The following is a 13479-nucleotide window of genomic DNA, read 5'->3' on the forward strand; positions in this document are numbered from 1 at the left end:
GGTGACGAAAGTGCTTGCCAGGCTCATGCCACTTCACAGCCGAGTCAAGGGCGCCTCAAAGACAGAGAAAACCGGTGCCGACGGCCCAAGTGGGCGTCGGCACCGGCGTGTTGACCGCGAGGGTCAGCCGACCAGGTTGTCGGCCATCTCCTCGGTGATGCTGGACTCCGTGCCCGGAATGCCGAGGTCGGAGGCGCGCTTGTCGGCCATCGCAAGGAGTCGCCGGATACGGCCGGCGACGGCGTCCTTGGTCAGCGGCGGGTCGGCGAGCGCGCCCAGCTCCTCCAGCGAGGCCTGCTTGTGCTCCATGCGCAGCCGCCCGGCGGCCGCGAGGTGCTCGGGAACCTCGTCGCCGAGGATCTCCAGAGCGCGCTGTACGCGGGCGCCGGCGGCGACGGCCGCGCGTGCGGAGCGGCGCAGGTTGGCGTCGTCGAAGTTGGCGAGACGGTTCGCCGTGGCCCGCACCTCGCGGCGCATCCGGCGCTCCTCCCAGGCCAGCACCGACTCGTGCGCGCCGAGGCGGGTGAGCAGGGCGCCGATCGCGTCGCCGTCACGGACGACCACACGGTCCACGCCGCGCACCTCGCGCGCCTTCGCGGCGATCGACAGCCGACGGGCGGCGCCGACCAGGGCGAGCGCGGCCTCCGGGCCGGGGCAGGTCACCTCCAGGGAGGAGGAGCGGCCGGGCTCGGTCAGCGAGCCGTGCGCCAGGAACGCGCCGCGCCAGGCGGCCTCCGCATCGCAGGTGGCCCCCGAGACCACCTGCGGGGGCAGACCGCGGATCGGGCGGCCCCGGCCGTCGACCAGGCCGGTCTGCCGGGCCAGCTGGTCACCGCCGGCGACGACCCGAACGACATAGCGCGAACCGCGGCGCAGTCCGCCGGGCGCCATCACGATCAGTTCGGAGCTGTGGCCGAAGATCTCCAGGATGTCCCGCTTCAGGCGCCGCGCCGCCATCGCGGTGTCCAGCTCCGCTTCGATCACGATGCGCCCGCTGACCAGGTGGAGGCCGCCGGCGAACCGCAGAATGGCGGAGACCTCCGCCTTTCTGCAGCAGGTCCGGGTGACGGGGAGCCGGGAGATCTCATCCTTCACCGCTGCCGTCATCGCCATGGGCCGATCCTTCCATGCATCCGAAAAATACGGTCGTACGCGGCGGCCAGCAGCTCCGGGTCGTGCCGCGGAGTTCCGTCCCTCCGGGCCACCGGCGCCAGCTCGACCGCGGCACCGAACCGCTTGGCGGCTTCGGTGAGCACGTCGCGGTCGGGCACGGCGGCCTCGTCGGCCAGCACCACGTCCAGGGCGAGTTTAGGGGCGTGTCGTCCCAAAACCTCCAAATGACGCTGCGGGGAGAAGCCTTCGGTTTCTCCGGGCTGCGGGGCGAGGTTCAGCGAGAGTACCCGGCGTGCCTTCGTCTCGGTGAGGGCGTCCAGGAGTTCGGGAACGAGCAGGTGCGGGATGACCGAGGAGAACCAGGAGCCGGGGCCGAGGACGACCCAGTCGGCGTCCAGGACCGCCTCGACGGCCTCGGGGACGGCGGGCGGGTCGTGCGGCACGAGGTGCACGGACTGCACCTCGCCCGGCGTGAGCGCCACCGTCGCCTGTCCCCGCACGGTGTCGACGTCCTCGGGCCGCTCCGGGTCGTGCCCCTTGACCAGTGCCTGCAGCTCCAGGGGTACGGCGGACATGGGCAGCACGCGCCCGTGCGCGCCGAGCAGCTTGCCGACCAGGTCGAGGGCCTGGACATGGTCGCCCAGCTGTTCCCACAGGGCCACGATCAGGAGGTTGCCGACCGCGTGTTCGTGCAGGTCGCCCTTGGACTGGAAGCGGTGCTGGATGACGCGGGCCCAGGTCTGTCCCCAGTCGTCGTCGCCGCACAGCGCGGCCAGCGCCTTGCGCAGGTCGCCGGGCGGCAGCACGCCCAGTTCGTCGCGCAGGCGCCCGCTGGAGCCGCCGTCGTCGGCCACGGTGACGACGGCGGTGAGGTCGCCGGTGATCCGGCGCAGCGCGGCGAGCGAGGCGGACAGGCCCATGCCGCCGCCGAGGGCGACCACCTTGGGCTGGGCGCCGCGGCGGCGCGGCCGGGCGCCGCGGGCTTCGACGGGCCGGCCCGCGCGGGACTCGGGCACGACCCGGCGCAGCCTGCTCAGCCGCGGAGAACGCTCCGTCATTCGCGTCCCATGTCCCGGTGCACGACCACCGTCTCCACGCCCTCGGCCGCAAGGCGCGCGGCGAGCTTCTCCGACATGGCCACGGAGCGGTGCTTGCCGCCCGTGCAGCCGATGGCGATGGTCACATACCGCTTGCCCTCGCGGCGGTAGCCGGCCGCGATGAGGCGGAGCAGCTCGGCGTAGCGGTCGAGGAACTCCTTGGCGCCGGGCTGGTTGAAGACGTACGCGGCGACCTCGTCGTTCAGACCGGTGAAGGGGCGCAGCTCCGGGACCCAGTGCGGGTTGGGCAAAAAGCGCATGTCCGCGACCAGGTCCGCGTCGACCGGCAGGCCGTACTTGAAGCCGAAGGACATGACGGTGGCCCGCAGCTCGGGCTCCTCCTCGCCGGCGAACTGGGCGTCCATCTTGGCCCGCAGTTCGTGCACGTTCAGGCTGGAGGTGTCGATCACCAGGTCGGCGTCGCCGCGCAGCTCGCGCAGCAGCTCGCGCTCGGCGGCGATGCCGTCGACGATCCGGCCGTCGCCCTGCAGGGGGTGCGGGCGACGGACCGACTCGAAGCGGCGCACCAGGGCGTCGTCGGAGGACTCCAGGAACACGATCCGCCGGGTGACGTGCTTGGCCTCCAGGTCGGCGAGGGAGTCGCGGAGGTTGTCGAAGAAGCGGCGCCCACGGACGTCGACGACGACCGCGATCCTGGCGACGTTGCCCTGCGAGCGGGCGCCGAGCTCCACCATGGTGGGGATCAGCGCAGGCGGCAGGTTGTCGACGACGAACCAGCCGAGGTCCTCCAGACACTTGGCGGCGGTCGACCTGCCCGCACCGGACATGCCCGAGATGATCACCAGCTCCGGGATGGCCGCCTCGGGGACCGCCCCGGGCGTGTCGCTGCCCGTACTCACCTGTGCTCCGTCTCCGGTCTGGCTTTCTTGCCCGTCGTGCTCGTTCACATTCATGTCTCCTGCCCCCGTCGTTCGTCCGGGGCGCCCATGGCTACGGGCTGCCCGCTGGAACCCGTGGTTCCGGGCTCCTCCTCCATGATCTCTCCAGTCGCCGTGTTCACGGCGGGCGCGGCCGGGGCCGCCTGGGCGAGGGCGACGGCGATCGTCTCGGCCGTCTTGCGGCCTATGCCGGGGACCTCGCAGATCTGGTCGATGGTGGCGGATCGTAGTTTCTTCAACGAACCGAAATGTTTCAGAAGTGCCTGCTTGCGTGTGTCGCCGAGTCCCGGGACGTCGTCCAGGGGGCTCGACCTGAAGCGCTTGGCCCGCTTGGTGCGCTGGTAGGTGATCGCGAAGCGGTGCGCCTCGTCACGGACGCGCTGCAGCAGATACAGGCCCTCGCTGGTGCGGGGCAGGACGACCGGGTCGTCCTCGTCCGGCAGCCAGACCTCCTCCAGTCGCTTGGCGAGTCCGCACACGGCGACGTCGTCGATGCCGAGCTCGTCGAGGGCCTTCTTGGCCGCGGCGACCTGGGGCTGTCCGCCGTCGACGACGACGAGCTGGGGCGGGTAGGCGAACTTCTTGGGGCGGCCGTCCTCCTCGGTGAGCGTGTTCTCGCCGTCGGCCCACTCGCCCGTCTTCTCCTTCTCCGCGAGGTACCGCTTGAAGCGGCGGTTGATCACCTCGTGCATGGAACGGACGTCGTCCTGGCCTTCGAAGCCCTTGATCTGGAAGCGGCGGTACTCGCTCTTGCGCTGCAGGCCGTCCTCGAAGACGACCATGGAGGCCACCACGTCGTCACCCTGGAGGTGCGAGATGTCGTAGCACTCGATGCGGAGGGGGGCGCTGTCCAGGTCGAGCGCCTCGGCGATCTCCTCCAGGGCACGCGAGCGCGTGGTCAGGTCGGAGGCGCGCTTGGTCTTGTGCAGCACGAGCGCCTGCTGGGCGTTGCGCTCGACCGTCTCCATCAGGGCTTTCTTGTCGCCGCGCTGCGGGATGCGCAGCGAGACCGCGGAGCCGCGGCGCTCGGTGAGCCACTCCTGAACGGGCTCGACCGGGTCGGGCAGGGCCGGGACGAGGACCTCCTTGGGGACGGAGTCGCCCTTCTCCTCGCCGTAGAGCTGCTGCAGGGCGTGTTCGACGAGGGCGCCGGTGGTGATCTCCTCGACCTTGTCGGTGACCCAGCCGCGCTGGCCGCGCACCCGTCCGCCGCGTACGTGGAAGATCTGGACGGCCGCCTCCAGCTCGTCCTCGGCGACCGCGATCAGGTCGGCGTCGGTCGCGTCGGCTAGCACGACCGCGTTCTTCTCCATGGCCTTCTTCAGTGCCTCGATGTCGTCGCGCAGGCGGGCCGCCCGCTCGTACTCCATCTCCTCGGCCGCCTGGGTCATCTGCTTCTCGAGGCGGCGCAGGTACGTCCCCGTACGGCCGGCCATGAAGTCGCAGAACTCCTCGGCCAGTTCGCGGTGTTCCTCGGCGGAGACGCGCTCGACGCAGGGAGCGGAGCACTTGCCGATGTAGCCGAGCAGACAGGGGCGGCCGGTGCGGGCGGCGTTCTTGAAGACACCCGCCGAGCAGGTGCGCACCGGGAAGACGCGCAGCAGGAGATCCACGGTGTCGCGGATCGCCCACGCGTGCCCGTACGGCCCGAAGTAGCGCACGCCCTTGCGCTTGTGGCCGCGCATCACCTGGACGCGCGGGAACTCCTCGTTCATCGTCACCGCGAGGTACGGGTAGCTCTTGTCGTCGCGGTACTTGACGTTGAACCGGGGGTCGAACTCCTTGATCCAGGAGTACTCCAGCTGCAGGGCCTCGACCTCGGTGGACACCACGGTCCACTCCACGGACGCGGCCGTGGTGACCATGCTGCGGGTGCGGGGGTGGAGTCCGGCCAGGTCCTGGAAGTAGTTCGCCAGGCGCTGGCGCAGGCTCTTCGCCTTTCCGACGTAGATCACCCGGCGGTGCTCGTCACGGAACCTGTACACCCCTGGCGAGTCCGGGATCTGTCCCGGCTTGGGGCGGTAGCTGGAGGGATCGGCCATGTCTCACACCCTACTGGCGAGGGCTGACAGTGCGGCGGGCCTGTGGACGACGCTCCCGCCCGGGCCACCGCGACTCGGGAAGCGTCACCCTCGGTGACCCACACCACCGCGCCGGGTCGAGACACCGATCGCGTCTCGGCCAGGAGTGCACCGCTGTTGGGCCTCAGGTGTTGTCGGGACTAGGTCAACACGCTTCAATGCGGGGGAACTCGGGACCGGGAACGACGGCGTACGGATGTGAAGACTCCCCGGCGCCGACGGGGTGGCCCCGAGGCACGCACAGACCCGGCCCGACCAGCCGTAGCGAGCATTCACAGAAAGGCCCCTGCATGCCGCACGCCACACAGCACGCGGACGTCGCCGCCGTCGTGACCGCGGAACTGGACTCCGCCCTGCGGGGCGGCCCCTTCCACGTCGCACTGCGTGCCGCGATCGCCGCCCGCGGACTGCCCCTGCAGCGCGTGCAGCACCATCTGTCGCGCTACGGGGTCAAGGTCGGTGTGACGAGCCTGAGTTACTGGCAGCAGGGTGCCCGACGCCCGCAGCGCCCCGAGTCCCTGCGGGCCGTACGCGCGCTGGAGGAGATCCTCCAGCTGCCGGAGGAGTCCCTGATCCGGCTGCTCGCGGAGACCGACGAACCCTCGTGCGCGGGGCGGCCCGCGGGCCGCTCCTACCGCTCCCTGGTGGAGGCGTCGGGCGTCCTGGAGCGGCTGCTGGCCGAGCTGGGCTCGCCCCTGGACGGCGGGCTGCACACCCTGGGGCACCACGAGCGGGTCCGCATCGGCGCCCACCGCGAACTGGCGGGCCGCGAATCCCACCACATAGTGCGCGCCCACAAGGACGGCGTGGACCGCTTCGTGGCCGTCCACCACGGCGACCCGGGCTGCGCGCCGGAACGCATGCGGGTGCACGCACTGGAGAACTGCCGCACGGGACGCGTGCGCGTGCACCACGACACCGGCGTACTCGTGGCCGAACTCCTCTTCGACACCCGCCTGCGGGCCGGGGACACCTTCCTCTTCCGCTACGGCATCGAGGACGGCACCGCCGGCGTGTCCCGCGAGTACATCCGCGGCTTCGGGCCGGCCGGCGGGCAGTACGCGCTCCAGGTGCGCTTCGACGAGCAGGCCCTGCCCTCCCGCTGCCACCGCTTCGCCCAGCACTCGCCCGCCGCCCCGCGCAGCGGCCGCCAGGAACTGCCCCTGAGCGGCCGCCACCACTCGGTCCACCTCGTCGAGCCCCGGGTGCGGACGGGAGTCGTGGGCATCGGGTGGGACTGGGAGTGAGTCCTGCCCCAGGGGCCGACCAGATCGACGTACTTCTGCGCCGTCACGCGACGTAAACGTTTGCGCAAGCGTTTACGCGGGACCGCGGATGGGATACCGTCCCGGCCGGAAGGCACGCCGTGCCGTCGAAAGGGGCGGGGCCCAGGAAGGGGGACGCGATGGCGACCATGGCCGACGTCGCTCGAAGCGCCGGGGTCTCCGTGGCGACCGTCTCGCACGTCCTGAACGACACCCGGCCCGTCCTCCCCCACACCCGCCAGGCCGTCCTGGACGCCGTCGACCGGCTCGGCTACACCCCGAACACCCTCGCCCGCTCCCTGGTGACCGCGCGCACCCGCTCCATCGGGCTCGCGGTGTCGGCGATCAGCAACCCGTACTTCACGGAGATCCTCCAGGGCGTCGAGGCCGGCGCCCTGGAACACGGCTACAGCCTGCTCATCGCCGATCCGCACGACGACCCGGAGCACGAGCGCAAGGTCGTCCAGCTGCTGCACGAACGCCGGGTCGACGGCATGATCGTCGCCCCTTCGGCGAACCCGGGCGACCTCCTCGCCTACCTCGGCCGCCACGGCGTGCCGGCGGTCTTCCTGGACCGGCTCCTCACGACCCCGGCCGACGGAACACCCGCCTACGACCAGGTCTGCGCCGAGAGCGTCGAACCGACCGCCCGGCTGGTCACCCACCTCGCCGAGCTCGGCCATCGCCGGATCGCCCTGGTCGCAGGCCGGCCCGGGCTCAGCACCACCCGCGAACGCGTCGCCGGATACCGTCACGGCCTCGCCGCCTCCGGGCTCCCCCACGACGAACGCCTCCTGGTGCACGGCAACTCCGAGTCCGCCGACGCCGAGCGCGCCACCACGGCTCTTCTGTCCCTTGCCGCCCCGCCCACCGCGCTCGTCACCGCCAACAACGCGATGACCATCGGTGCGCTGCGTGCCCTGCGCGAGCGCGGTCTGTCCGTGCCCGAGGACATGGCCCTGTGCTGCTTCGACGACTTCGCCTGGGCGGACCTGTTCTCGCCGCGGCTGACCGCCGTCGCCCAGCCCAGCCGCGAGATCGGCGCCCAGGCGGTCCAGGTACTCCTGGAACGCCTCGCCTCCCCGAGCCGCCCCGCCCGCACCCTGCGACTTCCCTGCACCTTGGTCCACCGGACCTCGTGCGGCTGCCCGGAAGGGACGGCGCGGTCCGCACAACCCGAACAGCCCGAGAGATTCGAGAAGCCCGAGAAGTCCGGGAAGCGCGAGAAAGGAACCGCCTCGTGATCGTCGTCGCCGGTGAGGCTCTGATCGACCTGGTACCGCAGGGCACAGGGGCTCTCGCGGGCCTGAAGCCGGCGCTCGGCGGCGGCCCGTACAACACGGCCGTGGCCCTCGGCCGTCTCGGCTCCGCCACGGCGTTCTGCTCCCGCACCTCACGCGACGCCTTCGGCGAGGCGCTGCTCGACGGGCTCCGGGCAGCAGGAGTGGACGTCTCGGCCGTGCAGCGCGGTGCGGAGCCGACCACCCTCGCGGTCGCCACGATCGACGCGGACGGATCCGCCGCCTACTCCTTCTACGTCGAGGGCACCGCCGACCGGCTGTTCGTGGCGCCCGAGGCGCTTCCCGCCGAGACCCGGGCGGTGTCCTTCGGCACCTGCTCGCTCGTCCTGGAGCCGGGGGCGACGGCCTACGAGACCCTGCTGCGGACCGCGGCCGCGCAGGGCGTGTTCACCGCGCTCGACCCCAACATCCGGGCGGGCCTGATTCCCGACGCGGACGCCTACCGGGCGCGTTTCCGGAGCTGGCTGCCCTCGGTTTCGCTGCTCAAGCTCTCCGAGGAGGACGCCCTGTGGCTGGGCGGCTCCCCGCGGGAGTGGCTGGCCGCCGGGCCCGCGGCCGTCGTGATCACCCATGGCGGCGACGGGCTCAGCGCCTTCACCCGGGACGGGGCCGTGCACCCCGTGCCGGGCGAGAAGGTCGACGTCGTCGACACCATCGGCGCCGGCGACACGGTGAACGCGGCTCTCCTGCACGGTCTGGCCGCCCAGGACGCCCTGTCCGCGGAGGCGCTCCTGGGGCTGGGCGCCGACGGCTGGACCAGGCTGCTGCGCTTCGCGGCGCGGGCTGCCGCGGTCACCTGCTCCCGGGCGGGCGCGGAGCCGCCGTATGCCTCCGAACTGGACGAGGTGCAGGCTCCGTAACTCTCCTGCGCGGGCCAGACAGCCCGGCTTGCAACGGTGCGGCGCCCCGCGGGAGTTCTCCCGCGGGGCGCCGCACCGTTCCGGATCCGTTCAGGCCTTTCGTGTCCGCGTCGTCTTCTTCGCGGGCGTGGCCTTCTTCGTGGCGCCGGCCGCCTTCTTCGTGGCGGTGTTGTCGGCGGTCCTGGCCGTCGCCGTCTTCTTGGCCGCCGACCCTGCCGCGACCGTCTTCCTGGCCGCGGTCTTGCGCGGGGCCGGTACCGAGCTGGCGTCGCTGATCCGGTCGGCGCCGAGGATCTCCCGCAGGAACTTGCCGGTGTGGCTGGCCGGGATCCCGGCGACCTCCTCGGGCGTGCCCTCGGCGACGACGAGTCCGCCGCCGGCGCCGCCCTCGGGGCCCATGTCGACGATCCAGTCGGCGGTCTTGATCACGTCGAGGTTGTGCTCGATGACGATGACCGTGTTGCCCTTGTCGACCAGGCCGGCAAGCACCGTCAGCAGCTTGCTGATGTCCTCGAAGTGCAGACCGGTGGTCGGCTCGTCCAGGACGTAGACCGTACGCCCGGTGGAGCGCTTCTGCAGCTCGCTGGCGAGCTTCACGCGCTGCGCCTCGCCGCCGGACAGGGTGGTGGCGGACTGGCCGAGCCGGACATAGCCGAGACCGACGTCGTTCAGCGTCTTGAGGTGGCGGTTGATCGCCGGGACCGCCTCGAAGAAGTTCATGGCTTCCTCGATGGGCATGTTCAGGACCTCGGCGATGGACTTGCCCTTGTAGTGGACCTCCAGGGTCTCCCGGTTGTAGCGGGCGCCGTGGCACACCTCGCAGGGGACGTACACGTCCGGGAGGAAGTTCATCTCGATCTTGATGGTGCCGTCGCCCGCGCAGTTCTCGCAGCGGCCGCCCTTGACGTTGAAGGAGAAGCGGCCGGGCAGATAGCCGCGGACCTTCGCCTCGGTGGTCTCGGCGAACAGCTTGCGGATGTGGTCGAAGACGCCGGTGTACGTCGCCGGGTTGGAGCGCGGGGTGCGGCCGATGGGCGACTGGTCGACGTGCACGACCTTGTCGACGAGGTCGTCGCCGTCCACGCGCGTGTGCCGCCCGGGGACGCTCCGCGCGCCGTTCAGCTCGCGGGCCAGGTGCGTGTACAGGATGTCGTTGACCAGCGTCGACTTGCCGGAGCCTGACACGCCCGTGACGGCCGTGAACACGCCCAGCGGGAAGGAGACGTCGATGTCCTGGAGGTTGTTCTCGCGGGCGCCGTGCACCGTGAGCCTGCGGGAGGGGTCCTGCGGGCGGCGGATGTCGGGCAGCGGGATCGACTTCTTGCCGGCCAGGTACTGGCCGGTCATGGACTCGGCGTTGGCGAGCAGCTCCTTCAGGGAGCCGCTGTGCACGACCTTGCCGCCGTGCTCGCCCGCGCCGGGGCCGATGTCGACGACCCAGTCGGCCACCTTGATGGTGTCCTCGTCGTGCTCGACGACGATGAGCGTGTTGCCCATGTCGCGCAGTCTGACCAGGGTCTCGATCAGCCGGTGGTTGTCGCGCTGATGCAGGCCGATGGACGGCTCGTCCAGGACGTAGAGGACGCCGACGAGGCCGGAGCCGATCTGGGTGGCCAGGCGGATGCGCTGGGCCTCGCCGCCGGAGAGGGTGCCTGCCGCGCGGTTCAGCGAGAGGTAGTCCAGGCCGACGTCGACCAGGAACCGCAGCCGCTCGTTGACCTCCTTCAGCACCCGCTCGGCGATCTTCTTGTCGCGGGCGTTGAGCTTCAGCTCACCCAGGAAGTCGGCGCAGTCGCTGATGGACATGCCGGAGACCTCGGCGATCGACTTCCCCATGATCGTGACCGCGAGGACGATCGGCTTCAGGCGGGTGCCCTCACAGGTGGGGCAGGGCACCTCGCGCATATAGCCCTCGAAGCGCTCGCGGCTGGCGTCGCTCTCGGCCTCGCTGTGCCGGCGCTTGACGAAGGGGACGGCACCTTCGAAGGGCGTGGTGTAGACGCGCTCGCGCCCGTACCGGTTGCGGTAGCGGACCTCGATCTGCGTCTTGTGGCCGTGGAGCAGCGCCTTCTTGGCGCGCTGCGGCAGGCCCGCGAAGGGGATGTCCGTGCGGAATCCCAGCGCGTCCGCCAGGGCGCCGATCAGGCGGCCGAAGTAGTCCTTGGTGTGGCCGTGCGACCAGGGGTGGATGGCGCCCTCGTCGAGGGATTTGTCCTCGTCCGGGACGATCAGCTCGGGGTCGACCTCCATGCGCGTACCGATGCCGGTGCAGTCGGGGCAGGCGCCGAAGGGCGAGTTGAAGGAGAAGGAGCGCGGCTCCAGTTCCTCGAAGGACAGATCGTCGTACGCGCAGTACAGGTGCTCCGAGTACATGCGCTCGCGCTCGGGGTCGTCCTCGGGGAGGTCGACGAAGTCGAGCACGACCATGCCGCCGGACAGGCCGAGGGCGGTCTCGACGGAGTCGGTGAGGCGGCGCTTGGCGGAGTCCTTGACCGTGAGGCGGTCGACGACCACCTCGATGGTGTGCTTCTCCTGCTTCTTCAGCGTGGGCGGGCTGGAGAGCTGGATGGTCTCGCCGTCCACACGCGCGCGTGAGTAGCCCTTGGTCTGGAGATCGGCGAAGAGATCGACGAACTCCCCCTTGCGCTCGCGCACCAGTGGCGACAGCACCTGGAAGCGGCTCCCCTCCGGCAGCTCCAGGACCTTGTCGACGATGGCCTGCGGCGACTGGCGCGAGATCGGGCGGCCGCACTCGGGACAGTGTGGCTTGCCGATGCGCGCGAAGAGCAGACGCAGGTAGTCGTAGACCTCGGTGATGGTGCCGACCGTCGAGCGCGGGTTGCGCGAGGTCGACTTCTGGTCGATGGAGACGGCCGGGGACAGGCCCTCGATGAAGTCGACGTCCGGCTTGTCCATCTGGCCCAGGAACTGGCGGGCGTACGAGGAGAGCGACTCCACATAGCGCCGCTGCCCCTCGGCGAAGATGGTGTCGAAGGCCAGCGAGGACTTGCCCGACCCCGACAGGCCCGTGAAGACGATGAGCGAGTCGCGCGGCAGGTCGAGCGAGACATTCTTGAGGTTGTGCTCGCGCGCGCCACGGACGATGAGACGGTCGGCCACGCCGGTCCGCACCTTTCTTGGCTTGAGAGGAGTGACAGGGGCGAGGCCCCCGTGCTTTCTCAGACTAGGGGGAGCCACTGACAACGCCGGTCGGATTCCCGGGTTGCATAACAATCCCCGGCTCTCCAGCATGCCCGACGCCACGCCCGACCATATAGCACGCGCATTCGATTTACGGCACGGCTTCACCACCTTCACCCAAAGGTGTGGCGGGGCTAGGGTCAGCAGCATGATTGATCACGGTCATGACCTGGCGTCCGTACGCAACGCAACGGACCGGCTGCTCACCGCAGCCGCCAAACTGGACAACGCATCGGTGGCCGAGCCGTCACGGCTGCCCGGCTGGAGCCGCGGCCACGTCCTCGCCCACCTCGCCCGCAACGCTGACGCCCTGGTGAACGTCCTCGAGGGCCGTCCCATGTATCCGTCCGGAAAGGCCCGCGACGCCGACATCGAGCGGGATGCCCCGCGGCCCCTCGACGTGCAGCTCACCGATCTGCGCGACAGCGCGGCCCGCTTCCAGGAGACGGGGGCGGTGCCGGCGGACTGGTCGCGCACGGTGGAGCTGCGCAACGGGGTCACCGACTCGGCGTCCCAGGTGCCGTTCCGCCGGTGGGCCGAGGTGGAGCTGCACCATGTGGACCTCGGGATCGGGTACGAGCTGGAGGATCTGCCGGCCGAGTTCTCACAGCGGGAGATCGATTTCCTGGCCGCACGCTTCTCAGGGCACCCCGATGTGCCCCCCACCCAGCTGACGGACGGTACGCGCGCGTGGCGGACGGGCCGGGAGGCGACCGAGCCGGAGGTCACCGTCTCGGGCCCGGCGCCGGAGCTGCTCGGCTGGCTGGCCGGGCGCCGTGACGGCTCCGGACTGACCGTGCAGGGCGGCCCGCTGCCGGCGCTTCCGCCGTTGTGACCGCGCGGCCCAGGGCGGGGGCTCCGGGCACGCTCCCCGCTATAGGCTGCCGCCATGACGTACAGCGGACAGGTGACGGTCGGCGGCCCGGCGGATGTGCACGAGCTGAAGGACCTGATGATCACCAAGATCGCGGTCGGCCCGATGGACAACAACGCCTATCTGCTGCGCTGCCGGGCCACCGATGAGCAGTTGCTGATCGACGCGGCCAACGACGGGGACACACTGCTCGGCATGATCGGTGACGACGGCATCGCCTCCGTCGTCACCACCCATCAGCACGGCGACCACTGGCAGGCGCTCGCCCAGGTGGTCACGGCCACCGGCGCCCGCACCTACGCGGGCCGGGAGGACGCCGTCGGCATCCCGGTGCCGACCGACGTCCTCGTCGACGACGGCGACACCATCCGGGTGGGACGCGTGGAGCTCACCGCGCGCCATCTGGTCGGGCACACGCCGGGCTCGATCGCCCTCGTCTACGACGACCCCCACGGGCATCCCCACGTCTTCACGGGGGACTGCCTCTTCCCCGGGGGCGTCGGCAACACCCGTAAGGATCCCAAGGCGTTCGCCAGCCTGATCCACGACGTCGAGACGAAGATCTTCGACGTGCTTCCGGACGAGACCTGGGTCTACCCCGGGCACGGCAACGACACGACCCTGGGCGCGGAGCGACCGCATCTGCCGGAGTGGCACGCGCGCGGGTGGTGAGAACGCCGAACGGCACACAGGGGCGGTCAGGCGGTACGACCTGACCGCCCCTGTACACCTCGGCCCGCTTGCCGCCTCGAGAGGACGGGCCCTGACCCATGGGAGTCATGCCCTAC

At 70.9% G+C, this 13479-nt stretch carries 10 protein-coding genes; 5 read left to right on the plus strand and 5 right to left on the minus strand.

Going from position 1 to position 13479, the window contains the following annotated elements; translation table 11 throughout:
- Positions 1-123 precede the first annotated feature (123 nt).
- Genes whiA through uvrC form a run of 4 tightly spaced genes read right to left on the minus strand, consistent with a single transcriptional unit; the run spans position 124 to position 5151 of the window.
- Positions 124-1113 (minus strand): DNA-binding protein WhiA, encoded by a 990-nt coding sequence (gene whiA / locus ABD355_RS29810; protein ID WP_030933313.1) that lies wholly within the window; start codon positions 1111-1113, stop codon positions 124-126.
- Entirely contained in the window at positions 1104-2171 is a 1068-nt protein-coding gene (locus tag ABD355_RS29815) for a gluconeogenesis factor YvcK family protein (protein WP_344403893.1), read from the minus strand. The genes whiA and ABD355_RS29815 overlap by 10 nt, the downstream gene beginning before the upstream one ends.
- Complete coding sequence (gene rapZ, locus ABD355_RS29820) at positions 2168-3124, minus strand: RNase adapter RapZ (protein ID WP_344403894.1); 957 nt, start codon at positions 3122-3124, stop codon at positions 2168-2170. The genes ABD355_RS29815 and rapZ overlap by 4 nt, the downstream gene beginning before the upstream one ends.
- The gene (uvrC, locus tag ABD355_RS29825; protein ID WP_344403895.1) at positions 3121-5151 is read right to left on the minus strand and encodes an excinuclease ABC subunit UvrC; all 2031 of its coding nucleotides are present in this window, start codon (positions 5149-5151) and stop codon (positions 3121-3123) included. The genes rapZ and uvrC overlap by 4 nt, the downstream gene beginning before the upstream one ends.
- A gap of 329 nt (positions 5152-5480) precedes the next feature.
- On the opposite strand from uvrC, the gene ABD355_RS29830 reads away from it, so the two are divergent.
- From ABD355_RS29830 to ABD355_RS29840, 3 genes are all read left to right on the plus strand, one after another.
- Entirely contained in the window at positions 5481-6437 is a 957-nt protein-coding gene (locus tag ABD355_RS29830) for a hypothetical protein (RefSeq protein ID WP_344403896.1), read from the plus strand.
- Between the two features lie 158 nt (positions 6438-6595).
- Positions 6596-7699 carry a LacI family DNA-binding transcriptional regulator gene (locus ABD355_RS29835; protein ID WP_344403897.1) on the plus strand — a complete coding sequence of 368 codons (1104 nt, stop codon included), beginning with the start codon at positions 6596-6598 and terminating at the stop codon, positions 7697-7699.
- Positions 7696-8616: a carbohydrate kinase family protein gene (locus ABD355_RS29840; RefSeq protein WP_344403898.1), complete on the plus strand. Its 921-nt coding sequence runs from the start codon at positions 7696-7698 to the stop codon at positions 8614-8616. Before ABD355_RS29835 ends, ABD355_RS29840 begins: the two co-directional genes overlap by 4 nt.
- A gap of 90 nt (positions 8617-8706) precedes the next feature.
- Here ABD355_RS29840 and uvrA read toward each other — a convergent pair whose 3' ends face one another.
- Entirely contained in the window at positions 8707-11736 is a 3030-nt protein-coding gene (gene uvrA / locus ABD355_RS29845; protein WP_344403899.1) for an excinuclease ABC subunit UvrA, read from the minus strand.
- 229 nt (positions 11737-11965) lie between these two features.
- Between uvrA and ABD355_RS29850 the strand changes: the two genes are divergently transcribed.
- The gene (locus ABD355_RS29850) at positions 11966-12652 is read left to right on the plus strand and encodes a maleylpyruvate isomerase family mycothiol-dependent enzyme (RefSeq protein ID WP_344403900.1); all 687 of its coding nucleotides are present in this window, start codon (positions 11966-11968) and stop codon (positions 12650-12652) included.
- A gap of 54 nt (positions 12653-12706) precedes the next feature.
- A complete protein-coding gene (locus ABD355_RS29855; protein ID WP_344403901.1) occupies positions 12707-13363 on the plus strand; it encodes an MBL fold metallo-hydrolase in 657 nt (218 codons plus the stop codon).
- Positions 13364-13479: the final 116 nt, after the last annotated feature.

This window comes from Streptomyces longisporus (genome assembly GCF_039532765.1).
Classification (GTDB): Bacteria; Actinomycetota; Actinomycetes; order Streptomycetales; family Streptomycetaceae; genus Streptomyces; species Streptomyces longisporus.

What these genes read in the sequence shown, in the direction of transcription:
- whiA (WP_030933313.1), bottom strand. Translation starts at nt 1,113, where the DNA reads ATGGCGATGACGGCAGCGGTGAAGGATGAGATCTCCCGGCTCCCCGTC.
- ABD355_RS29815 (WP_344403893.1), bottom strand. Translation starts at nt 2,171, where the DNA reads ATGACGGAGCGTTCTCCGCGGCTGAGCAGGCTGCGCCGGGTCGTGCCC.
- rapZ (WP_344403894.1), bottom strand. Translation starts at nt 3,124, where the DNA reads ATGAATGTGAACGAGCACGACGGGCAAGAAAGCCAGACCGGAGACGGA.
- uvrC (WP_344403895.1), bottom strand. Translation starts at nt 5,151, where the DNA reads ATGGCCGATCCCTCCAGCTACCGCCCCAAGCCGGGACAGATCCCGGAC.
- ABD355_RS29830 (WP_344403896.1), top strand. Translation starts at nt 5,481, where the DNA reads ATGCCGCACGCCACACAGCACGCGGACGTCGCCGCCGTCGTGACCGCG.
- ABD355_RS29835 (WP_344403897.1), top strand. Translation starts at nt 6,596, where the DNA reads ATGGCGACCATGGCCGACGTCGCTCGAAGCGCCGGGGTCTCCGTGGCG.
- ABD355_RS29850 (WP_344403900.1), top strand. Translation starts at nt 11,966, where the DNA reads ATGATTGATCACGGTCATGACCTGGCGTCCGTACGCAACGCAACGGAC.
- ABD355_RS29855 (WP_344403901.1), top strand. Translation starts at nt 12,707, where the DNA reads ATGACGTACAGCGGACAGGTGACGGTCGGCGGCCCGGCGGATGTGCAC.